Annotated in this window: 17 protein-coding genes and 1 riboswitch; of the genes, 13 read left to right on the top strand and 4 right to left on the bottom strand. The window is 65.8% G+C overall.

The window, feature by feature from the left end; all coding sequences use genetic code 11:
• The first annotated feature begins 12 nt into the window (after positions 1–12).
• Positions 13–936: a sugar kinase gene (locus KIP89_RS01925; protein ID WP_213753732.1), complete on the top strand. Its 924-nt coding sequence runs from the start codon at positions 13–15 to the stop codon at positions 934–936.
• Between the two features lie 139 nt (positions 937–1,075).
• Positions 1,076–1,963, top strand: a complete 888-nt coding sequence (locus tag KIP89_RS01920) for a cation diffusion facilitator family transporter (protein WP_213753731.1) — start codon at positions 1,076–1,078, stop codon at positions 1,961–1,963.
• A gap of 113 nt (positions 1,964–2,076) precedes the next feature.
• Here the strand turns inward: KIP89_RS01920 and KIP89_RS01915 are convergent, their stop codons facing one another.
• Entirely contained in the window at positions 2,077–3,357 is a 1,281-nt protein-coding gene (locus KIP89_RS01915; RefSeq protein ID WP_213753730.1) for a lytic murein transglycosylase, read from the bottom strand.
• A gap of 131 nt (positions 3,358–3,488) precedes the next feature.
• Positions 3,489–3,614: riboswitch (TPP riboswitch) on the top strand.
• A 79-nt stretch (positions 3,615–3,693) separates the two neighbouring features.
• Here KIP89_RS01915 and thiC point away from each other — a divergent pair.
• The 3 genes from thiC (at position 3,694) to KIP89_RS01900 (ending at position 6,848) form a co-directional block, all read left to right on the top strand.
• Positions 3,694–5,574: a phosphomethylpyrimidine synthase ThiC gene (gene thiC, locus KIP89_RS01910; RefSeq protein WP_250152137.1), complete on the top strand. Its 1,881-nt coding sequence runs from the start codon at positions 3,694–3,696 to the stop codon at positions 5,572–5,574.
• An 88-nt stretch (positions 5,575–5,662) separates the two neighbouring features.
• On the top strand, positions 5,663–6,349 hold the full coding sequence (locus tag KIP89_RS01905) for a DJ-1/PfpI family protein (protein WP_213753729.1): 687 nt from the start codon (positions 5,663–5,665) through the stop codon (positions 6,347–6,349).
• Between the two features lie 61 nt (positions 6,350–6,410).
• On the top strand, positions 6,411–6,848 hold the full coding sequence (locus KIP89_RS01900) for an NUDIX hydrolase (protein ID WP_213753728.1): 438 nt from the start codon (positions 6,411–6,413) through the stop codon (positions 6,846–6,848).
• 55 nt (positions 6,849–6,903) lie between these two features.
• Here the strand turns inward: KIP89_RS01900 and oxlT (KIP89_RS01895) are convergent, their stop codons facing one another.
• Together oxlT (KIP89_RS01895) and oxlT (KIP89_RS01890) are read right to left on the bottom strand one after the other, a co-directional pair.
• Positions 6,904–8,238 carry an oxalate/formate MFS antiporter gene (gene oxlT / locus KIP89_RS01895; protein ID WP_213753727.1) on the bottom strand — a complete coding sequence of 445 codons (1,335 nt, stop codon included), beginning with the start codon at positions 8,236–8,238 and terminating at the stop codon, positions 6,904–6,906.
• Positions 8,239–8,880: 642 nt separating this feature from the next.
• A complete protein-coding gene (gene oxlT, locus KIP89_RS01890) occupies positions 8,881–10,185 on the bottom strand; it encodes an oxalate/formate MFS antiporter (protein ID WP_213753726.1) in 1,305 nt (434 codons plus the stop codon).
• A gap of 555 nt (positions 10,186–10,740) precedes the next feature.
• On the opposite strand from oxlT (KIP89_RS01890), the gene KIP89_RS01885 reads away from it, so the two are divergent.
• The 5 genes from KIP89_RS01885 to frc (KIP89_RS01865) all read left to right on the top strand — a co-directional run bounded on the left by KIP89_RS01885 (position 10,741) and on the right by frc (KIP89_RS01865) (position 17,734).
• Entirely contained in the window at positions 10,741–11,442 is a 702-nt protein-coding gene (locus KIP89_RS01885; protein ID WP_213753725.1) for a GntR family transcriptional regulator, read from the top strand.
• 751 nt (positions 11,443–12,193) lie between these two features.
• A complete protein-coding gene (locus KIP89_RS01880) occupies positions 12,194–12,919 on the top strand; it encodes a GntR family transcriptional regulator (protein ID WP_213753724.1) in 726 nt (241 codons plus the stop codon).
• A gap of 74 nt (positions 12,920–12,993) precedes the next feature.
• Positions 12,994–14,733: an oxalyl-CoA decarboxylase gene (gene oxc / locus KIP89_RS01875; protein ID WP_213753723.1), complete on the top strand. Its 1,740-nt coding sequence runs from the start codon at positions 12,994–12,996 to the stop codon at positions 14,731–14,733.
• Positions 14,734–14,838: 105 nt separating this feature from the next.
• A complete protein-coding gene (gene frc, locus KIP89_RS01870) occupies positions 14,839–16,116 on the top strand; it encodes a formyl-CoA transferase (protein WP_213753722.1) in 1,278 nt (425 codons plus the stop codon).
• 367 nt (positions 16,117–16,483) lie between these two features.
• Positions 16,484–17,734: a formyl-CoA transferase gene (frc, locus tag KIP89_RS01865; RefSeq protein ID WP_213753721.1), complete on the top strand. Its 1,251-nt coding sequence runs from the start codon at positions 16,484–16,486 to the stop codon at positions 17,732–17,734.
• Between the two features lie 447 nt (positions 17,735–18,181).
• Here the strand turns inward: frc (KIP89_RS01865) and KIP89_RS01860 are convergent, their stop codons facing one another.
• Entirely contained in the window at positions 18,182–18,991 is an 810-nt protein-coding gene (locus KIP89_RS01860; protein ID WP_213753720.1) for an IclR family transcriptional regulator, read from the bottom strand.
• 361 nt (positions 18,992–19,352) lie between these two features.
• Between KIP89_RS01860 and gcl the strand changes: the two genes are divergently transcribed.
• The 3 genes from gcl to KIP89_RS01845 all read left to right on the top strand — a co-directional run.
• The gene (gcl, locus tag KIP89_RS01855) at positions 19,353–21,119 is read left to right on the top strand and encodes a glyoxylate carboligase (protein WP_213753719.1); all 1,767 of its coding nucleotides are present in this window, start codon (positions 19,353–19,355) and stop codon (positions 21,117–21,119) included.
• 203 nt (positions 21,120–21,322) lie between these two features.
• On the top strand, positions 21,323–22,105 hold the full coding sequence (gene hyi / locus KIP89_RS01850) for a hydroxypyruvate isomerase (RefSeq protein WP_213753718.1): 783 nt from the start codon (positions 21,323–21,325) through the stop codon (positions 22,103–22,105).
• A gap of 56 nt (positions 22,106–22,161) precedes the next feature.
• A partial coding sequence (locus tag KIP89_RS01845) for an NAD(P)-binding domain-containing protein (RefSeq protein WP_213753717.1) occupies positions 22,162–22,410 on the top strand: 249 nt, incomplete at its 3' end.

The following is a 22,410-nucleotide window of genomic DNA, read 5'->3' as shown; positions in this document are numbered from 1 at the left end:
GGGGAGGGCGCCATGGCCCAGACTGGTTCGCCGCAGGTCATTTCCATCGGCGAGGTGATGGCCGAATTCGCGCGTGGCGCGGATGGCCGCTTCGCAGCCGCCTATGGCGGGGACACCTTCAACACGGCGGTCTATCTCGCCCGCGCCGGCATATCGACCGGCTATGCCACCGCTCTGGGGGACGAGGCCTATTCGGAGGCGATCCGCGCCGCCGCCGAGGCGGAGAACATCTCCACCCGGCTGATGATGCGCGTGCCCGGCCGCACCGTCGGCCTCTACGTCATCGACACCGATGCGCGCGGCGAGCGCACCTTCACCTATTGGCGCGACAACTCACCCGCGCGCGACCTGTTCGAGCTGCCGGGCTGGGAAACGGTGGCCGAGGCGCTGATCGAGGCGAATGTCATCTATCTCTCGGGCATCACCCTCTCGCTCTATTCCAATAACGGCCTCGGCCGGCTGCTGGCGACGCTGGAATTTGCCAGGGAGCGCGGCACCCGCATCGTCTTCGACACCAATTTCCGCCCGCGCGCCTGGGGCGGCGACATTGCCCGCGCCCGCGCCGTCTATGCCCAGGCGCTGAAGCGCAGCTCCATCGCCCTGCCGACCTTCGAGGATGAGGTGATGCTGTGGGGCGACGGCTCGCCCGCCGCCACCGCCGAGCGCCTCGCCACCTTCGGCGTGCCGGAGGTCGTGGTGAAGAACGGCGCGGAGGGCGCGCTGGTGTTCGCCGGCGGGTCCTCGCATTTCGTCCCGATCCCCGCCCCGGTCGATCCTGTGGATACCACGGCCGCCGGCGACAGTTTCAACGCCGCCTATCTCGCCGCCCGCCTCAACGGTGCGACGCCGGTGGCGGCGGCGGAAGCCGGCCATGCCCTGGCGGGCCGCGTGATCCGCCATCGCGGCGCCATCATGCCGCGCCCGGCCAACGCCTGAGGGCCACGGCACCGCCGCTGCAACCGCTTCTGCGAACGACTTGCAAACCATTGGCACTGTTGATTTTTCGCCCCTAGGGGACTAAGCGCATCGCCAAGGGCGCCCGGCGCCGGGCAGACCCAGCAGGGACCAGCGGCGCATGGCACATTCCTCGCGGATAGCGATGTTCAATGTCGGGATCAGCATTCTCGTGCTGGCCCTGAAATACGCCGCCTTCCTTTTGACGGGCAGCGTCGCGCTCTATTCGGACGCGCTGGAAAGCATCGTCAACGTCGCCACCTCGATCGCCGCGCTGGTGGCGCTCGGCGTCAGCGCCAAGCCGGCGGATGCCGCCCATCCCTATGGCTATGCCAAGGCCGAGTATTTCTCCGCCGTCATCGTCGGCGTGCTGATCGTGGTGGCGGCGATCTCGATCTTCCGCGAGGTCTATCTCGGCTGGCTCGAACCGCACGCCTTCGACGCCGCGCCGATGGGCCTTGCGGTGAACGCGGCGGCCGGCGTCATCAACGCCATCTGGTGCGCCGTGCTGCTGCGCACCGGCCGACGCGCCCGCTCGCCGGCGCTGATCGCCGACGGCCAGCATCTGCTCACCGATGTCATCTCCTCCGCCGGCGTGCTGATCGGCGTCGTCGTCGCCGCGCTGAGCGGCTGGGAGCGGCTCGATCTGGTGCTCGCCGGGCTGGTGGCGCTGAACATTCTCTGGTCGGGCTGGAAGGTGCTGAAGGAGAGCGTCGGCGGGCTGATGGATCAGGCCGTGCCGGGCGAGACCCTGACCAAGATCCGCCAGGTGATCGCCGCGCAGGCGACCGGCGCCCTCGAGGCGCATGACCTGCGCACCCGGCAGGCCGGCCGCATGATCTTCGTCGATTTCCACCTCGTGGTGCCCGGTGACATGCCGGTCTGCGAGGCGCACGCCATCTGCGACCGCATCGAGGACGCGCTGGAGGCCGAGGTCGCGGACGTGCTGGTCAACATCCATGTCGAACCGGACGAGAAGGCCAAGCAGCAGGGCATCCCCGTGCTGTGAGGCTTGGGGCGCTCAACCGTTCCGTCGGACCGTCATCTCTCGGAACAAGGTCATCCCCGGGCTTGTCCCGGGGATGACGGTCTGCGTTCCATGACGGCGCTGCGGCCAAAAGCTCACCGTCCCGCGCGCAGCGCCGCCAGCAGCTCGGGCGTCGGGTAGGAATCGGCGGGCAGGCCGAGCCGCATCTGCTCGACCTTCACCGCCTGCCGCGTCGCCGCGCCGGTGATGCCGTCGATCCGGCCGACATGGTGGCCGCGCGCATTGAGCAGGCGCTGCAATTCCATCACCTGCGCCTGTCCCAGCACCGGGATCGCCTTGCCCGCCCCGCGATTATAGGCCGGCGCGCCGGCCACGCGCGCGGCGAGATAGGCCGCCGAGGTGGCGTAGACCAGCGAGTTGTTCCACTCGGTGAAGATGTCAAAGTTCGGATAGACGAGGAAGGCCGGGCCGGTGCGGCCCATCGGCAGCAGCACCGAGGCGGGCAGGTTGTCGGCCGGCAGCGGCTGGCCGCCGGCCCGCACCACGCCGAAGCGCGCCCATTGCGCGCGTGGCAGCTTGATCGACAGGTCCGCCTGATCCCAGGGCAGGTTGGCGGGCAGGCGCACCTCCTCCAGCCAGGGCTGGCCGCGCTGCCAGCCGAGCGCCTTGATGTAATTGGCCGCCGAGGCCAGCGCGTCGGGCGCCGAGCGCAGCAGGTCGATATGGCCGTCGCCGTCGAAATCGACGCCGTAATTGAGATAATGGTCGGGCAGGAACTGGAACTGGCCGAGTTCGCCCGCCCAGGGCCCGCGCATGGTCTGCGGGGTGAGATCGCCCCGGTCGATGATCTTCAGCGCCGCCATTAGCTGGGTGCGGAACATCTCCGCCCGCCGGCAGTCCCAGGCGAGGCTGGCGACCGAGCGGATGGTGTTCTTGTCGCCCATGAAGGCGCCGAAATCGGTCTCCAGCCCCCAGAACGCGACCAGCACCGCGCCGGGCACGCCGAATTGCTGCTCGATCCGGTCGAACAGGCCCTGATTTTTCTGGAGCAGCTGACGGCCCTGCTGGATGCGGTAATTGGCGACCATCCGGTCGGAGAATTCGAAGAAACTCTGGCCGAACACCTTCTGGCCGCGATCCGTGCCGACCACCTGCGCGTCATAGGTCACGCCGTTGAGCGCCGCCGCCACGGTGCGCGGCGAGACGCCCTGCGCTACCGCCTGCCGCTTGAAGCCGTCCAGCCACTCATTGAAGCCGGCCCCGGAATTGCCGCAGACGGCGCCCGGCGCGGCGCCCGGCGCGGCGCCCTGCGCGGCCGCACCGGTCACGCCCGCGAGCAGCGACAGGGCGACCAGCGGCCCGGAAAGAGTGGCGGCACGGATGGTCGAACGCCGCGTGGATTTCAGGCTCGGCATGGGCATCCCCGTTCGCGGGCGAAGGTGTTTGCGCGCGAATCGCAGTTTACAGGAAATGCGGCGCGCCAGCCTACCGATGGGGAAAGCGCGTCGGGCGGGTTGACGGAGCCCGCGACTTTGGTCGAGCATGGCTCCGTTCCAAGGGGAGCCCCGCTAGGGGGCTGAGAGAGCGCCGGCCGGGTTCTGCCCGGCAACGCGATGACCCTTCGAACCTGATCCGGGTCATGCCGGCGAAGGGATCGGAACCGAATGGCGCTCCGCCTGTGATCAGGCCCCGCCATCCTTCCCCAACGTCAAAGCCCCGGATCTCCCAACCCATGGTTCAGGAGATCCACAATGCTCAACAAAAACCCCACCGGAAACGCCGGTCCCACCTCCCCCGCCGGTTTCGCGGCGGGCGTCGCCACCGGGCCGATTCCCGGTTCGCGGCGCGTCTATGCCGAATGTCCCGCACACGGCCTGCGCGTACCCTTCCGGGAAATCCTTCTCCACCCCAGCGCCAATGAGCCGAATCTGGCCGTCTATGACGCTTCCGGCCCCTATACCGACGCGGCCGCCAGCATCGACATCAAGGCCGGGCTCGCCCGCCCGCGCGAGGCCTGGGTCCGCGCCCGCCGCGATGTCGAGGACTATGCCGGCCGCGCGGTGAAGCCGGAGGATAATGGCTACGTCTCGCCCGCCAGCCTCGTGACGCCCTTCCCCGTCCGCCACCGCCCGCTGCGGGCCAAGGCCGGGCGGGCGGTCACGCAGATGGCCTATGCGCGGGCCGGCATCATCACCCCCGAGATGGAATATGTCGCCATTCGCGAGAACGGCCTGCGCGAGCGCATGGGCGCGCTGATCCGCGACGGCGAGGATTTCGGCGCCTCGATCCCGGATATCGTCACCCCGGAATTCGTGCGCGACGAGGTGGCGCGCGGGCGCGCCGTCATCCCCGCCAACATCAACCATGGCGAGCTGGAGCCGATGGCGATCGGCCGCAACTTTCTGGTCAAGATCAACGCCAATATCGGCAATTCCGCCGTTACCTCCTCGGTGGCGGACGAGGTCGACAAGATGGTGTGGGCGATCCGCTGGGGTGCCGACACGGTGATGGACCTCTCCACCGGCCGCAACATCCACAATATCCGCGACTGGATCGTGCGCAATTCGCCGGTGCCGATCGGCACGGTGCCGATCTATCAGGCGCTGGAAAAGGTCGGCGGCATTGCCGAAGACCTGACATGGGAGGTGTTCCGCGACACGCTGATCGAGCAGGCCGAGCAGGGCGTGGACTATTTCACCATCCATGCCGGCGTGCGCCTCGCCCATGTGCCGCTCACCGCCAACCGTGTCACCGGCATCGTCTCGCGCGGCGGCTCGATCATGGCGAAGTGGTGCCTCGCCCATCACCGCGAGAGCTTCCTCTATGAACGCTTCGAGGACATCTGCGCGATCATGCGCGAATATGACGTCACCTTCTCGCTGGGCGACGGGCTGCGTCCCGGCTCGATCGCCGACGCCAATGACGCCGCGCAATTCGCCGAGCTGGAGACGCTGGGTGAACTGACCAGGATCGCCTGGCAGCATGATTGCCAGGTCATCATCGAAGGCCCCGGCCATGTGCCGATGCACAAGATCAAGGCCAACATGGACAAGCAATTGGCCATCTGCGGCGAGGCGCCGTTCTACACGCTCGGGCCGCTGACCACCGACATCGCGCCGGGCTATGACCACATCACCTCCGGCATCGGCGCGGCGATGATCGGCTGGTTCGGCACCGCCATGCTCTGCTACGTCACGCCGAAGGAGCATCTCGGCCTGCCCAACCGCGACGACGTGAAGACCGGGGTGATCACCTACAAGATCGCCGCCCACGCCGCCGACCTCGCCAAGGGCCATCCCCTCGCCCGCGCCTGGGACGACGCGCTGTCCCGCGCGCGCTTCGAGTTCCGCTGGCAGGACCAGTTCAACCTCGCCCTCGACCCGGAAACGGCCACAGCCTTCCATGACGAGACCCTGCCCAAGGAGGCGCACAAGGTCGCGCATTTCTGCTCGATGTGCGGGCCGAAATTCTGCTCGATGAAGATCAGCCAGGAGATCAGCGCCGATATGCGCGAAGCTGCCCGGCAGGCCGACATCGCCCGACAGGCGGAAATCGCGCAGCAGCAGGGCATGGACCAGATGGCCGAACGCTTCCGCGCCGGCGGCGGGCAGATCTATCGCGCGGCGGAGTGAGCCAAGGAAAATCCCATGCCCGGCCCCGAGCCGGGCATGGCGCTTCCGCGCTCATTATGTATAGACTTATTTAGCCAACGGAGCGGGGATGCCGATGAACGTCGTGATGCTGATGTACCCGGACATGACCCAGCTCGACCTTACCGGGCCGTTCGAGGTGTTCTCGCGCTTCCCCGAACTGACGCTGCATCTGGCGTGGAAGACGCTTGAGCCGGTGGCCGATATCAGCGGCCTGCGCCTGCTGCCGACCACCACGCTGGAGGCATGCCCACCGGCCGACATCCTGTTTGTGCCTGGCGGGCCCGGCCAGATCGCGCTGATGGACGATGCGCCGGTGCTGGAATTCCTGCGCGCACAGGCCAAGGGCGCCACCTATGTCACTTCGGTCTGCACGGGTTCTCTCGTGCTGGCCGCCGCCGGTCTGCTCACCGGACATCGGGCAACCTGCCATTGGCTGTCGCTCAGCCAGCTCCGGCATTTCGGCGTCGAGCCGGTGAATGAGCGTGTCGTCGTCGATGGCAACCGGGTCACCGGCGGCGGGGTCACCTCCGGCATCGACTTCGCGCTGACGCTGGCGGCCAAACTGTTCGGCGAGGCGCGTGCCAAGCGGGCGCAGCTGTTCATGGAATATGATCCCGCCCCACCCTTTATTGGGGGATCGCCGCGCAGCAGCGAGGCGGCGCTGGTCACCAGCATCAGGCAGGAAACCGCCGCCTTCCAGACGCGGCGTGAGGATGTGGCCCGCCGGGCCGCCGCCGCATTGCCCGCGAGCTGATATCCGCGACAATGCCGCCCCGGCATGCGCCCCGAATCGCCGGCTGACAGCAGGATCGCCCATGTCCCCTCTCCGCCCCGTTCCCGCCGTGCTCGCCCTTGTCGTGCGGGATGGGCAGGTGCTGCTGGTGCGCCGCGCCAACCCGCCCGATCAGGGGCTGTGGGGCTTTCCCGGCGGGCGGATGGAAATGGGCGAGAGCCATCTTGAGGCGGCGTTGCGCGAGCTGAATGAGGAGACCGGCCTGATCGCCGACGAGCCGCGCCTCGTCACCGTGCTGGACTTCATCGAGCATGACGACACCGGTGCCCTCGCCCATCATTTCGCGATGATCGCCGTGCTCTGCCGCTGGCAGGCGGGCGAGGCGGTGGCGGCCGATGATGCGCTGGAGGCCCGCTGGTTCGACCGGGCGGCGATTGCCGGTCTCGGCGGGCAGGCAAGCCTCAAGGTGGCGTTCCTCGCGGAGCTCGCTCTGGCGGAAATCCCGGCGGGCGGGGCCTGAAACGCATGCGGGCTCCCGAAGGAGCCCGCACCGTCGTCTTATAGTGGATCGCAGATCAGGCGTGCGCGGAGGCGCGCGGCGTGCCGGCGGCGGCGTCCGCCGCATTCAGCGCGCCGGAGCGTGCCACATGGGCCTTCAGCACACGCGGCAGGACGGCGATCGCCAGGAAGGCGGCGAACAGGTCCATGCCGGCCACCGTGTAGAGCACGGTCGACCAGGTGCCGGTGGCTTCCATCAGCAGGTTGCCGACCGGCACGAACAGGGCGCCGATGCCCTTGGCGGTGTAGAGCACGCCATAGATCTTGCCGATGTGCTTGGTGCCGAAGGCGTCGCCCGCCAGCGCCGAGAACAGCGAGTAGACTTCGCCCCAGGCGAGGAACACGACGCCGGAGAGGATCAGGAACGCCCACGGATTGTGGCCGAAGGCGCCGAGCGCGATGATGCCGAGACCTTCGAGCGTGAAGGCGATGACCATCGTCTTTTCACGGCCGATATTGTCCGAGATCCAGCCGAACAGCGGACGCGAGATGCCGTTCATGACGCGGTCGAGCATCAGGGCGAGCGGCAGGGCGGCCATGACGAAGAAGTACAGGTCGACCTTGAACTCCTTGACGCCGAGATCCTGCGCGATGACGCCGAGCTGGGCCACCGCCATCATGCCGCCGGTGACGACGCAGATGAACATCAGGAACATCAGCCAGAACAGCCGGGTGCTCATGGCTTCGGTCAGCGTGTAGTCGCGACGGGTCTGGCTGAGCTTGTCGGAGGCCTTGACCTCGCCCTTCTTCGGCGAGCGCAGGAACCACGCGGCGACGAAGGCGAGACCGCCCTGGAGCAGACCGAAGAACAGGAAGGTTTCCTGGAAGCCCGAGGACTCGATCATCGCCGCGATCGGCAGGATGGTGGCGGCCGAGCCGGCGCCATAACCACCGGCGGTGAGGCCGACGGCGAGGCCGCGGCGATCCGGGAACCACTTGAGCGCGTTGTTGATGCAGGTCGCGTAGATCGAGCCCACGCCGATGCCGCCGATGGCTGCGCCGACATAGAAGCCGAACAGGCTGGTGGCCTGCGAGTTGATGACCCAGGCCGCGCCGATGAACAGGGCGCCGAAGGCGACCATCAGGCGCGGGCCGAGCTTGTCGATGAAGTAGCCCTCGATCGGCGCGAGCCAGGTCTGCACGAGGACGAAGATGGTGAACGCGATCTGGATCGACGCGCGTTCCCAGCCGAAGGTCTGCTGGATTTCCGGGACGAACAGCGTCCAAGCGTACTGGATGTTCGCGGTCGCGACCATGCAGACAACGCCGACGACGAGCTGGAGCCAGCGACGGCCTTCGGAGAATTCGGCGCCCGGCCCTGCGGCCGTGGCGGACTGATTATACGTGCTCAAGGGCGATCTCCTCTCCCAAATCAACATTTGCCGCGGATCGGCTTATCGTTGCGGTCACTCGTGCCTTTGCGGCACGGCGCCGATTCTTTTGGCCGCGGGCAGCATGGCGTCCTGCCCCCGGCAGCCGCTGACGCGGCAGGTCGTTCTCACAAGGTTGTTGCCGTTCCCGCCCCTCACCTCACCCCCACCTGCGTGCCGCGCACGGGGTTTGACGCAAGGTTGCGGTTCCGACCCGCTGAACCATGATCTTAATCGACAATATTATGTATGCCAATTGGGTTTTGTTGCATCTCTACAGTTCGGTAAGGAGCCAATAACAGCAAAGACCTATTGGGTCAGCCTTCCTCACTCAACAAAGATGCCAGCCTCTATGATGGATATTACGTTGCGTTGTCGCCCCTGTTCGTCACAGAAACGCCACAGAAACTCTAAGGGAGCTAATCTGTCTGTTGACAGCTCATCAACCTGAACCCGCCGCAAGCCAAGGCGCACGGATGCGAAAGCGGCACGGCGCGGGGAGGAAAATCGTCTTTGGAACGATGCGAAAGATCAGCGAATGAAGGGTGGTAACCGCATCCGACAAACAAAAAGGGCGCGTCCGAGGACGCGCCCTTGAAGGCGAAATGAGAAGGGGCGGACGCCTTACTCGGCGGCGACGACCTTCACGGTGGCGTTGTGCTCGACGGCGCGGCGGCGATGGGCGGCCGAGAGCGGCTTGAGGATGGCCAGCGCCATCACGGCGGCGATGATGTTCAGCGCCGCGGCGGCGACGAACACGGCATGCCAGCTGCCGGTCATGGTGGTGATGATGCTGGTGAACGGCACGATCAGCGCCGCGGTGCCCTTGGCGGTGTAGAGCAGGCCCGCATTGGTGGTCGCGAACTTCGAGCCGAAGGCATCGCCGCACATCGCCGGGAACAGCGAGTAGATCTCGCCCCAGGCGAAGAAGACGAGGCCGGTCAGGATCACGAACAGCACCGGGTTCGAGCCGAACACGGACAGCGCGTAGATGCCGACGCCCTCGATGGCGAAGGCCACGAACATGGTGTTCTCACGGCCGATCTGGTCGGACACCCAGCCGAAGAACGGACGGGTCAGGCCGTTCAGCACGCGGTCGATGGCGGCGGCGAAAGTCAGCGCCGGCAGGGTGATTCCGATCAGGCTCACCGGCACGTCGGCGATCTGGAAGTCCTTGGCGATCGGGCCAAGCTGTGCGGTCGCCATCAGGCCACCGGCGGCCATCATGACGAACATGGCGTACATGACCCAGAACAGCGGCGTGGTCAGCATTTCCTTGGGCGCGAAGTCGCGCGCGGACTGCTTGACGCTGGCGGCGACATTCGCGGCGAGGCGGGCGATCTGTTCCTTCTTCGGGGCGACGAGGAACAGGCCGAGGAACAGGATCACGATGCCCTGGCCGATGCCGAAGTAGAAGAACGCGGCCTCATAGCCCTGATTCTTGATCATGTTCTGGATCGGGATCACGGTCAGCGCCGAGCCCGCGCCGAAGCCGGCGGCGGTGATGCCGGCGGCCAGGCCGCGACGATCCGGGAACCACTTCAGCGAATTGCCCACGCAGGTGCCGTAGACCGCGCCGGCGCCGATGCCGCCAATCGCCGCGCCGACATAAAGCAGCGCCAGCGAATCGGCATAGGAGTTCAGCAGCCAGGCGAGGCCGCACATGAAGCCGCCGAACAGGACGACGACGCGCGGGCCGTACTTGTCGACGAACCAGCCCTCGATCGGCACCAGCCAGGTCTCGGTCACGATGAAGATCGAGAACGCCACCTGGATCGCCGCGCGATCCCAGCCATGACGTTCCTGCATCGGATTCACGAAGAACGTCCAGCCGTACTGCATGTTCGCGATCATGCACATGCAGATCACGCCAAACGCAAGCTGCAGCCAGCGCGTGCTATTCATAGATGACGTTGGGGCAGTAGTCATTTTATCCTCGAACGTTTCCAAGCGTAAGGTGGCGCAAGTTCTAGCTTGTTCTTCTTGTTTTCGTGGCAATCCGGCCGCTGCGGCAAAGGCAAAGGGCAACAGACTGCGGCGAACATACTCGATTTTTTTTATTATGCAAAATTTTGCATACCAGCTCTGCACTTTTTTCGCGTCAACAACTTCCCCAACGGAAAATTACCTAACGTAATACTTGGCCACTGCTTACCAAGCGGAAGACGTTACGGAAGGCGCCGACAGGCGAGGTTCCGCGCTGGCCCACGGCGCGAACCGGGACGGGAAGGCATCGCGGGGAAAGAGGGTGGCGGGGATAAGGGGGGCGGGAAAACACGCCACGCATCCGGGCTCGGGCGAGCCGGGCGTCATCCGGCAATGGGCGGATGGACAATCGGTATATGATATATGATCCTCGGGCATGCCTGCCCTAAGGGCGAGAGAATCGCCCGAGTAAAACAATGCAAAAGGACCGCCGCGCCCCTGCGGGACGTGCGGAACCGCAAAAACAAAAACAACAACGAACGAACTGAGAGGAAGCCCGTGGAAAGCGTCGATCCCAACTCACGCCTGAACATCGCGCCGCTCGCCGCGAATACCAGCCTGCGCACGCTGGCCTATGACGCCATCAAGAAAGCCATCACCGAGATGGATCTCTACGGTCAGGAGACCGAGATCCGCCTCGACGAGCGCCAGCTCTCGCAGGATCTCGGGGTCAGCCGCACGCCGATCCGCGAGGCGCTGACGGTGCTGGAGCAGGAGGGCTTCGTGCGCTCCGTGCCGCGCCGCGGCATCTTCGTGGTGCGCAAGTCCAAGCGCGAGATCATCGACATGATCATCGTCTGGGCGGCGCTGGAAAGCATGGCGGCCCGCCTCGCCACCAGCCGGGCCAGCGACCGCGAGCTCGCCAGCCTGCGCGACATGTTCCACGATTTCGAGGGAGAGGCACCGACCGAGCACATGAACGAGTACTCGGACGCCAATATCCGCTTCCACCAGACCATCATCGGTCTCGGCGGCTGCGAGATGATCGGCGAGATGACCGCCAACCTGTTCATCCATATCCGCGGCATCCGCGCGGTGTCGGTGCGGCAGGAGAATCGCTCCGAGCGTTCGCTCCAGGAACATCGCGCCATCATCGCCGCGCTGGTCGCGCGCGACGCCGACCTTGCCGAGCGCCTGGTGCGCGAACACACGCTGGGCCTTGCCGCCCATGTGGAAAAACACGGCCGCTTCCCGTCCTGAGGGGCGGGACGCATCCAAGGCTCGGGCTCGCGTTTATCCAGAACCCCCAGAACCCCGTCATGGCCGGGCGCCTCCGTGTTCAGGACGCAAGTGTCAGCGTAAGGCGAGCGGCCCCACCCATACACCGTCATGGCCGGGCTTGACCCGGCCATCCACGCCTTGGCCCGCGCGAGGAAGAAGACGTGGATCCCCGGGTCAAGCCCGGGGATGACGTCGTGATAGGAGGGGGACCGCGCCGGGCACCCTCCTTCGAGGCTCGCTGCGCCCGCACCTAACAATGACGGCGCCACCATCCCTTCACCGTCATGGCCGGACTTGACCCGGCCATCCACGTCTTCCCGCCCCCGCGCCCGGCCAAGACGTAGCTCCCCGGGTCAAGCCCGGGATGACGGCGTGAGGGCGGATGGCGCCTCCGGCCGTCCGGGATGACGCGGGAGGACGACACGGTGCCGCCCGTGTCATTGCCCCTCCCTCTCCGCCCCTCTCCTCCACCTCGCGAACTTTTGCATCGGCTCCGGGGCAAACTGTTCACACGCCCTCGCCACGGCTTCCGACCCGTGGTATACTGCATACGCAATTGGGTTGCGGCACCCGAGAACGCCTTGGAAATCAAGGGCCGGTCCCGCGCTAACCCTAGGGAAGAAGGAGCGCCGCGCCCCCGTTCTTCAGGGGGATTCCAATTGACACGTTGGTATTTGGTATGCCAAATTTTCTGAAATCTCCGGCGGAGGATCTCCGCAGAGGTGCGTCTGTGAGCAGCAAGGCAGTTCTGAACAAACGCTGGCAAAGCGGTGATCATGGCCTGGCCATTGAGCGCCTGCCGGCGAAGGAGAGCTTCAAGAGCAAGGCCTATGCCGCTCTCAAGGAAGCCATTACCAACATGAATATCTACGGCTCCAGCGAGCCGGTGCTGCTCGACGAGCGAGACATTTCCGAGCGTCTGGGCGCAAGCCGGACGCCGATCCGCGAGGCGGTCGCGATGCTGGAGCAGGAAGGCCTGCTCCGCGCGGTGCCCCGGCGGGGAATTCTGGTGGTACGCCGTTCCAAGGCCGAGATCATCGAGATGATCGAGGCCTGGGCGGCGCTGGAAAGCATGGCGGCACGCCTCGCCACTCAGCGCGCGAGCGATGAGGCGATCGCCGGTTTGAGGGCCTATTTCAAGGAGTTCGACCTCTCCCGGATCGAACGCGACCGATGTGACGAATATTCCTCCGCGAATATCGACTTCCATCAGGCGCTGATCCGGCTGAGCGGCTCCACAATGCTCGCTGCGATGACGGACAACCTGTTCTTCCATGTCAGGGCCATCCGCCACCGCACGATCTTCGAGATGGACCGGGCGCAGCGTTCGGCGGCCGACCATCAGGAGATCATTCTTGCTCTCGAGGCGCGGGACGCGGACCGCGCCGAGCGTCTGGTGCGAGACCATACGCTACGTCTTGCGCGGCACGTCGAGAGCCATGTCGACCTGGACTGACATAGACTTGAACGGACATTGACTTGGATTAAGGGCGGCAAAACCCGCCGAGGAAGTTTGGGAGGGAATACGGGATGTCTGCAGTTGCACAAGTGATCGACGTAAACACGGCAGTCGAGGCGGAGCAGGAGCTCACCGACGGCTTCCACCTCGTCATCGACGCGCTGAAACTGAACGGTATCGAGACGATCTACGGCGTGCCCGGCATTCCGATCACCGACCTCGGCCGCATGGCCCAGGCCGAGGGCATCCGGGTCGTGTCGTTCCGCCACGAGCAGAACGCCGGCAACGCGGCCGCCATCGCCGGCTTCCTGACGAAGAAGCCGGGCGTGTGCCTCACCGTCTCGGCGCCGGGCTTCCTCAACGGCCTCACCGCCCTGGCGAACGCCACCACCAATTGTTTCCCCATGATCCTCATCTCCGGCTCCTCCGAGCGCGAGATCGTCGACCTCCAGCAGGGCGACTATGAGGAGATGGACCAGCTCGCCATCGCCAAGCCGCTCTGCAAGGCGGCCTTCCGCGTGCTGCACGCCGCCGATATCGGCATCGGCGTCGCCCGCGCCATCCGCGCGGCGGTCTCCGGCCGTCCGGGCGGCGTCTATCTCGACCTGCCGGCCAAGCTGTTCTCGCAGGTCATGGACGCCGAAGCCGGCACCAAGTCGCTGGTCAAGGTGATCGACGCCGCCCCGGCGCAGATCCCCGGTCCCGATGCGGTCAAGCGCGCCCTCGACGTGCTGAAGGGCGCCAAGCGCCCGCTGATCATCCTCGGCAAGGGCGCGGCCTACGCGCAGGCCGACGAGACCATCCGCGAATTCGTCGAGACCTCTGGCATCCCCTTCCTGCCGATGTCGATGGCCAAGGGCCTGCTGCCCGACACCCATCCGCTGTCGGCCGGCGCGGCGCGCTCGACCGTCCTCAAGGACTCCGACGTCGTCCTGCTGGTCGGCGCCCGCCTCAACTGGCTGCTGTCGCACGGCAAGGGCAAGACCTGGGGCGATGCGCCCAAGCAGTTCATCCAGGTCGACATCGAGCCCAAGGAAATGGACTCGAACGTCGAGATCGCCGCCCCGCTGGTGGGTGACATCGGCTCGGTCGTGTCGGCTCTCCTCGACGGCATCAAGTCCGGCTGGACCGCTCCCGCCAAGGAGTGGACCGACGCGATCAATGCCCGCAAGGAAGTCAACATCGCCAAGATGTCCCAGCGCCTGCTGAAGAACTCCACCCCGATGGATTTCCATTCGGCGCTGGGTGCCCTCAAGCAGGTGATCAAGGAGCGTCCCGACGCGATCCTCGTCAATGAGGGCGCCAACACGCTCGATCTCGCCCGCGGCGTCATCGACATGTACCAGCCGCGCAAGCGTCTGGACGTCGGCACCTGGGGCGTGATGGGCATCGGCATGGGCTTCGCCGTCGCCGCCGCCGTCGAGACCGGCAAGCCGGTTCTGGCGGTCGAGGGTGACTCGGCCTTCGGCTTCTCCGGCATGGAGGTGGAGACGATCTGCCGCTACAACCTGCCGGTCTGCATCGTCGTCTTCAACAATAACGGCATCTATCGCGGCCTCGACACCGACCCGACCGGTCGCGATCCGGGCACCACGGTGTTCGTCAAGGACAGCCGTTACGACAAGATGATGGAAGCCTTCGGCGGCGTGGGTGTGAACGCCACCACCCCGGACGAGCTGAAGCGCGCCGTCGACGAAGCGATGGATTCGGGCAAGCCAACCCTCATCAATGCGGTCATCGACCCGGCTGCGGGCAGCGAGAGCGGCAATATCGGCAGCCTCAACCCGCAGAGCGTCGTGAAGAAGAAGTAACATCACCGGAGCGGGCGGAGGCAACTCCGCCCGCTTCATCATCAAACCTAGCCAAGCGGCCACTCAAAAAAACAGAGCCGCGGCAATGCTTCGAGAGGAAATGCCATGGGAAAGGCCCTGGACGGAGTCCGGATCCTAGACTTCACCCACGTTCAGTCCGGCCCCACCTGCACCCAGCTTCTGGCGTGGTTCGGGGCGGATGTCATCAAGGTCGAACGTCCCGGTGAAGGCGACGTGACCCGCGCCCAGCTTCGTGATGTCCCGAATGCGGACAGCCTTTATTTCACGATGCTGAACTCCAACAAGCGGTCCATCACGCTCGACACCAAGAACCCCGAGGGCAAGAAGGTCCTCGAGGAGCTGGTGAAGATCTGCGACGTGATGGTCGAGAATTTCGCCCCCGGCGCGCTCGACCGGATGGGCTTCACCTGGGAACGCATCCAGGAACTGAACCCGCGCATCATCCTCGCCTCGGTCAAGGGTTTCGGCCCCGGCCCGTTCGAAGACTGCAAGGTGTATGAGAACGTCGCCCAGTGCACGGGTGGCTCGGCCTCCACCACCGGCTTCCGCGACGGGCTTCCCCTCGTCACCGCCGCGCAGATCGGCGATTCCGGCACCGGCCTGCACCTCGCCCTCGGCATCGTCACGGCGCTCTACCAGCGCACGCTGACCGGCCGCGGCCAGAAGGTGCTCTGCGCCATGCAGGACGCCGTGCTGAATTTCTGCCGCGTCAAGATGCGCGACCAGCAGCGCCTCGATCGCGGCCCGCTGCGCGAATACAGCCAGTTCGGCGAGGGCATCCCGTTCGGCGACGCGGTGCCGCGCGCCGGCAATGATTCGGGCGGCGGCCAGCCGGGCCGCATCCTGCGCTGCAAGGGCTGGGAGACCGATCCCAACGCCTACATCTATTTCATCACCCAGGCCCCGGTCTGGTCGAAGATCTGCGACGTCATCCACGAGCCCGACTGGAAGACCGACCCGAACTACGCCACCCCGGCCGCACGTCTGCCGCACCTCAACGAGATCTTCACCCGCATCGAATCGTGGACCATGGCCCACACCAAGTTCGAGGCGATGGAGATCCTCAACGAGTACGACATTCCCTGCGGCCCGGTGCTCTCCATGAAGGAGATCGCCGAGGATCGCTCGCTCTACGAGACGGGCACGCTGGTCGAGGTCGATCACCCCACGCGCGGCAAGTATCTGACCGTCGGCAACCCGATCAAGCTGTCGGACAACGACGTCGCGGTCGAGCGTTCGCCGCTGCTGGGCGAGCACACCGAGGAAATCCTCGCGAGCGTGCTGGGCCTCGACGCGGCCGAGATCGAGCGCATCAAGACCTCCGGCGCGGTCGGCGAGAGCGTGCGTCTGGCGGCCGAGTGAGCGCAGGTCTGTGAGATTGGCCGGCGCCTTCCGGGGCGCAAGGCTGTGACATTCGCCGGCGCCCCGCAAGGCGCCGGCGGGCGGACCGCCCTCCCCCTGCGGGTGGGCGGCAAGACAGGCCGCCGGCCGGGCCGCGCCATGCGCGTCCGGGCGGGGGTTTGAAGGCCAGGGTGAGCGAAGAGAAATCTGAACCAGATCCGACGTCGATCACGACCTGGGAGTTGCCTCCTTCTTCCACGGACCAAGTTCCGCGGGTGGGGGGTAGGGAGAAGAAAGGTTCCCATCCAAGAGGGATGGGAATTCTCAATCCGGCGGCAGGGCGAGCCTGCGCACGGACAGTTAACGCTGAAAAGGGAAGTCGACCGAGATGTCTAAGCCGCTCGAAGGTATAAAGATCATCGATTTCACGCACGTCCAGGCGGGTCCCGCCTGCACGCAGCTTCTCGCCTGGTTCGGCGCCGATGTGATCAAGGTTGAGCGTCCCGGCGCGGGCGATGTCACGCGCTCGCAGCTGCGCCACGTCAAGGACGCGGATGCGCTCTATTTCACCATGCTGAACTCCAACAAGCGTTCGCTGACGCTCGACACCAAGACGCCGCAGGGCAAGGAAGTCCTGACCCGCCTCATCAAGGAGTCGGACGTCATGGTCGAGAATTTCGGCCCCGGCGCGCTGGACCGCATGGGCTTCACCTGGGAGTACATCCAGTCGCTCAACCCGGGCATGATCCTCGCCTCGGTCAAGGGCTTCTCGGAAGGCCATGCCTATGAGGACCTGAAGGTCTACGAGAACGTCGCGCAGTGCGCCGGCGGCGCCGCCTCCACCACCGGCTTCTGGGATGGCCCGCCGACCGTATCGGCCGCCGCGCTCGGCGATTCCAACACCGGCATGCATCTGGCCATCGGCATCCTGACCGCGCTCCACCAGAAGGTGAAGACCGGCAAGGGCCAGAAGGTCGCCGTGTCGATGCAGGATTCGGTGCTGAACCTGTGCCGCGTCAAGCTGCGCGACCAGCAGCGCCTCGACGCGCTCGGCTATCTCGAAGAGTACCCGCAGTACCCCCATGGCGAGTTCTCGGACGTCGTTCCGCGCGGCGGCAATGCCGGCGGCGGCGGTCAGCCGGGCTGGGTGCTGAAGTGCAAGGGCTGGGAGACCGACCCGAACGCCTACATCTACTTCACCATTCAGGGCCACGCCTGGGCGCCGATCTGTAAGGCTCTCGGCAAGCCGGAGTGGATCGACGATCCGGCCTACAACACCGCCGAAGCCCGTCAGGACAAGATCTTCGACATCTTCGCCTTCATCGAGTCCTGGCTCGCCGACAAGACGAAGTTCGAGGCCATCGACATCCTGCGCAAGTTCGACATCCCCTGCGCCCCGGTGCTGTCGATGAAGGAAATCGCCAACGACCCGTCGCTGCGCAAGAGCGGCACCGTGGTCGAGGTCGATCACCCCAAGCTCGGCAAGTACCTGACCGTCGGCTCGCCGATCAAGTTCTCGGACGTCGAAGTCGAGGTCACCGCCTCGCCGCTGCTCGGCCAGCACACCAACGAAGTGCTCGCCGACCTCGGCTACTCGCAGGAAGAAATTTCCGCGATGCACGACGCCAAGGCCGTCTGATCAACGGATCGGATGCCTGTTCCGGGCGGCCCCGCGCCGCCCGGTCTTCCGCGCCCCATAGGGGAGGAAACGCGGATAAAGGATCGGCCCTCCCCTCCCGCCTGCGCGGCAATCGCGGCGGAGGGGAAGGGCCTTCGAGCCTCCCGGAGCGGAACGAAGGGTTTTGCCCGACGTTCGGTTCCTCCTAGGCGACTGGTGCCGGCGCTCCCAAGCGCCGGCATTTTTTTATGTCGGCTGTCTCCCGCGCGGGGCGCCTCTCCCCCGCGCCTCGGTGCGGGACCGCTGCCTGTTTTCCGCAGCCCTGCGCTACCGGCGCGCCATGACACAGGCGCAGCCCTTGGCTGGACAGATCGGCCTGATCGTCCGCCTCACTGCACTGACCAGCCGGATCGCCGCGTCAGGCGAAACCGCCGCGCATCTTGCAAAGATGCAATAAAGGCGTGTGGGTCAGAGGCCGGAATAGCGTGTCGTCAGCCGCTGCGCGGCCTCCCGCACCTGCCCGCCGAGATCGGCGATCCGCTCCGGCGGCATCCGCACCGTCGGCGCGGAGATGGAGATCGCGCCCACCGGCTCGCGCCATTCATCGAGCACCGCCGCCGCGACGCAGCGCATGCCGGGCGTATGTTCTTCATCGTCAATGGAAAAACCGCGCTCGGCGATGGTCGCAAGGTCCGCCTGGAGGGCACGCCGGCTCACATGGGTATGCTCGGTATAGCGCGGCAGCTGGTCGCCGCCGAGCCAGGCGCGGCGTGCCTCCGGCGTCATCGCCGAGAGGATCGCCTTGCCGCCGCCCGAGGCGTGGATCGGCAGATAACCGCCGATACGGAAGAAGGCGCGCACCGCCGCATGGCTCTCCACCTGCGCCACGCAGACCAGATGTTCCCCGTCGATCAGGGAAAGATTCACCGTCTCGTTCACCCCGTGCGACAGCTCGCGCAGCAGCACGCGGGCGATTTCCGGCAGCTTGCGGATACGTAAGTAGGCCGAGCCGATACGGAAAAGCCCGACGCCGACGACCCATTGCCCGGTCGAGGCGTCATGCCCCACCAGCCCCCGCCGCTCCAGCGTGGTGAGCAGGCGATGCACCGTCGAGGTCGGCAACTCGGACGCCCGCGCCACCTCGCTCAGCGACAATCCGTCAGATAAAGCAAGGACTTCCAGCAGAGCGATGGCCCGGTCCAGCGACTGAACCTCGCCGCCGGCCTCGCCGGAAGACGGCCGTCCCCTGCGGCGTGTGGTCGAGACGGCATCGGTCATCGCGGCATGAACTCCTCAAGGCGGCGGCGAGCGGCACAGGCGGCTCATCCGGCTTATGCCACCACCCGCGGGCGGGCTCGCCTTAGCATAAAGGCGCATCCGTCGAATTTCTGCAAATCAGAAATATATCCCGTATTGCGGAAATCATGCCGACGTGGCATGTTTTGCCCGATTTCGGAAATTCATTCCGCAGTGCGGAAAGAATCTCGCCGCTCCGCAGCACGGCCATTGCGCCGTCGCCGCGCCCCGCGGCCGCCGAAGCCGGAGATTTTGAACAGTCCACAAGGCCGGCCGGGCACCGCCGGCCCTGCTCTCAAGCGGGGCGATGCCGGTTGGTCGGACGACGCCAGGAGGAAATGCCATGGCCAAGATGCGTGCCATCGACGCTGCGATCCGCGTTCTCGAGAAGGAAGGCGTGACGACCGCCTTCGGTGTTCCCGGTGCGGCGATCAACCCGCTCTATTCCGCCATGCGCGCGCATGGAAAAATCCGCCACATCCTCGCCCGCCATGTCGAGGCAGCCTCGCACATGGCCGAGGGCTACACCCGCGCCAAGGCGGGCAATATCGGCGTGTGCATCGGCACGTCCGGCCCCGCCGGCACCGACATGATCACCGGCCTCTATTCGGCCTCCGCCGATTCGATCCCGATCCTCTGCATCACCGGCCAGGCGCCGCGCGCCCGCCTCTACAAGGAAGACTTCCAGGCCGTCGACATCGAGTCGATCGCCAAGCCGGTCGCCAAATGGGCCGTCATGGTCCGCGAGCCGGCGCTGGTGCCGATGGTGTTCCAGCAGGCCTTCCACGTCATGCGTTCCGGCCGTCCCGGCCCGGTGCTGATCGACCTGCCGATCGACGTCCAGCTCGCCGAGATCGAGTTCGACGAGGACACCTATTCCCCGCTTGAGGTCTACAAGCCCAAGGCGACGCGCAAGCAGGCCGAGAAGGCCATCGCCATGCTGAACGAGTCGGAGCGCCCGCTCATCGTCTCCGGCGGCGGCATCATCAACGCCGACGCCTCGGCCAAGCTCGTTGAATTCGCTGAACTTACCGGCATTCCGGTCATCCCGACCCTGATGGGCTGGGGCACCATTCCCGACGATCACGACCTGATGGCCGGCATGTGCGGCCTTCAGACGTCGCACCGTTATGGCAATGCGAACATGCTGGCCTCGGACTTCGTGTTCGGCATCGGCAACCGCTGGGCCAACCGCCACACCGGCTCGGTCGACGTCTACACCAAGGGCCGCAAGTTCATCCATGTCGACATCGAACCGACCCAGATCGGCCGCGTCTTCGGCCCCGATCTCGGCATCGTCTCGGATGCCGGCGCCGCGCTCGACCTGTTCATCGAGGTCGCCCGCGAATACAAGGCCGCCGGCACGCTGAAGGACCGCTCCGCCTGGGCTGCCGAGTGCCTCGGGCGCAAGCAGACCATGCTGCGCAAGACGCATTTCGACAACGTGCCGCTGAAGCCGCAGCGCGTCTATGAGGAGATGAACGAGGCGTTCGGCCGTCACACCCGCTACGTCTCGACCATCGGTCTCAGCCAGATTGCAGGCGCGCAAATGCTGCACGTCTACGAGCCGCGCAACTGGATCAATTGCGGTCAGGCTGGCCCGCTCGGCTGGACCCTGCCCGCCGCCCTCGGCGTGCGCGCGGCTGACCCGGACGCGGAAATCGTTGCACTTTCAGGTGATTACGACTTCCAGTTCCTCATCGAGGAACTCGCGGTCGGCGCCCAGCACAAGCTGCCTTACATCCATGTCGTCGTGAACAACTCCTATCTCGGCCTGATCCGTCAGGCCCAGCGCGGCTTCAACATGGACTTCGAGGTCTCGCTGGCCTTCGACAACATCAATGCCGAAGAGAATGCCGGCTACGGCGTCGACCATGTCGCGGTGGCCGAGGGCCTCGGCTGCAAGGCGGTGCGCGTCTCCTCGCCCAACGAGTTCAAGGATGCCTTCACCCGCGCCAAGGCGCTGATGAAGGAGCATCAGGTGCCGGTGGTCATGGAGTTCATCCTTGAGCGCGTGACCAACATCGCCATGGGCACCGAGATCGACGCGGTGAACGAGTTCGAAGACGTGCTCGACCTGCCGCCCGCCGGCGTCAAGGAAAACGCCTGAGTCTCGTCGGGGGTGCCCATGGCGCCCCCGAGCCGGCCGGCGACGCCCGTCGGCCTGCCCGATCGGCCTTGCCGCTAGGGCTTCCATCGCGGCGCGCTTTCATGCGAACGACAGGAAGTGCGTCCATCAGGTAAAGGGCATGGTGGCAATCGCTGCCGCCGGCCCTGCGTCTGCCAACTCCTGACCCTGCCTAGGAGCGGTCCATGCCCCGTTTTGCCGCCAATCTCACCATGCTGTTCAACGAGGTGCCGTTCCTCGACCGGTTCGAGAAGGCCGCCGCCGCCGGCTTCACCGGCGTCGAATATCTCTTCCCCTATGACTTCCCGGTCGAGGAACTGGTCGCCAAGCTGAAGGCCAACGGCCTTGCCCAGGTGCTGCACAATCTGCCGGCCGGCAATTGGGGCGCCGGCGAGCGCGGCATTGCAATTCTGCCCGACCGCGTGGACGAATTCCGCGCCGGCGTCGACAAAGCCATCACTTATGCGACGGCGCTTGGCTGCCCGCAGGTCAACATCCTCGCCGGCATCGCCCCGGCCGGGGTCGAGCGCGAGGTGCTGCACAAGACCTTCGTCGAGAACCTCAAGTTCGCCGCGCCGAAGATCAAGGAAGCCGGCCTCAAGCTGCTGATCGAACCGATCAATACGCGCGACATTCCCGGCTTCTTCCTGAACTACACGAAGCAGGCGAAGGCGATCATCGAAGAGGTCGGCTCGGACAACCTCTTCATCCAGTACGACATCTACCATATGCAGATCATGGAGGGCGATCTCGCCCGGACCATCGAGGCGAACCTCGCCCAGATCGCGCATATCCAGCTTGCCGATAATCCGGGCCGTAACGAGCCGGGCACCGGCGAGATCAATTACGAGTTCCTGTTCCGCCACCTCGACGCGATCGGCTATGCGGGTTGGGTCGGGTGCGAATACAAGCCCAAGGGCGACACCGCGGCCGGCCTCGGCTGGATCAAGACCCTTACCGGTGCGTGAGCCGGAGCTCATTGCAAGCTGGTCAATAAAGCATTAGAGGAAAAGAGGAAAAGACGATGGCGAAGGTTGGATTTGTCGGTCTCGGCATCATGGGTGCGCCCATGGCCGGCCACCTCATCGACGCGGGCCACGAGCTCTATCTCTACGACATCAAGCCGGTTCCGGCCGAGCTGACCGGCAAGGGCGGCGTCGCCTGCGCGACCGGCACGGATGTGGCGAAGAACGCCGACATCATCATCACCATGGTGCCGGATACCCCGCATGTGGCGGCGGCGCTGTTCGGTGAGAACGGCGTGGCGGCGGGC

The organism is Ancylobacter radicis (assembly GCF_018449475.1).
In the GTDB taxonomy this organism is placed as follows: Bacteria; Pseudomonadota; Alphaproteobacteria; order Rhizobiales; family Xanthobacteraceae; genus Ancylobacter; species Ancylobacter radicis.
Note: the sequence above shows the minus strand (reverse complement) of the source record. Positions and strands in the feature narration are given on the sequence as shown.

Bases quoted from the DNA above. Each gene is read 5' to 3' on its own strand.
- KIP89_RS01925 (WP_213753732.1), top strand. From the start codon at position 13: ATGGCCCAGACTGGTTCGCCGCAGGTCATTTCCATCGGCGAGGTGATG.
- KIP89_RS01920 (WP_213753731.1), top strand. From the start codon at position 1,076: ATGGCACATTCCTCGCGGATAGCGATGTTCAATGTCGGGATCAGCATT.
- KIP89_RS01915 (WP_213753730.1), bottom strand. From the start codon at position 3,357: ATGCCGAGCCTGAAATCCACGCGGCGTTCGACCATCCGTGCCGCCACT.
- thiC (WP_250152137.1), top strand. From the start codon at position 3,694: ATGCTCAACAAAAACCCCACCGGAAACGCCGGTCCCACCTCCCCCGCC.
- KIP89_RS01905 (WP_213753729.1), top strand. From the start codon at position 5,663: ATGCCGATGAACGTCGTGATGCTGATGTACCCGGACATGACCCAGCTC.
- KIP89_RS01900 (WP_213753728.1), top strand. From the start codon at position 6,411: ATGTCCCCTCTCCGCCCCGTTCCCGCCGTGCTCGCCCTTGTCGTGCGG.
- oxlT (WP_213753726.1), bottom strand. From the start codon at position 10,185: ATGACTACTGCCCCAACGTCATCTATGAATAGCACGCGCTGGCTGCAG.
- oxc (WP_213753723.1), top strand. From the start codon at position 12,994: ATGTCTGCAGTTGCACAAGTGATCGACGTAAACACGGCAGTCGAGGCG.
- frc (WP_213753722.1), top strand. From the start codon at position 14,839: ATGGGAAAGGCCCTGGACGGAGTCCGGATCCTAGACTTCACCCACGTT.
- frc (WP_213753721.1), top strand. From the start codon at position 16,484: ATGTCTAAGCCGCTCGAAGGTATAAAGATCATCGATTTCACGCACGTC.
- KIP89_RS01860 (WP_213753720.1), bottom strand. From the start codon at position 18,991: ATGACCGATGCCGTCTCGACCACACGCCGCAGGGGACGGCCGTCTTCC.
- gcl (WP_213753719.1), top strand. From the start codon at position 19,353: ATGGCCAAGATGCGTGCCATCGACGCTGCGATCCGCGTTCTCGAGAAG.
- hyi (WP_213753718.1), top strand. From the start codon at position 21,323: ATGCCCCGTTTTGCCGCCAATCTCACCATGCTGTTCAACGAGGTGCCG.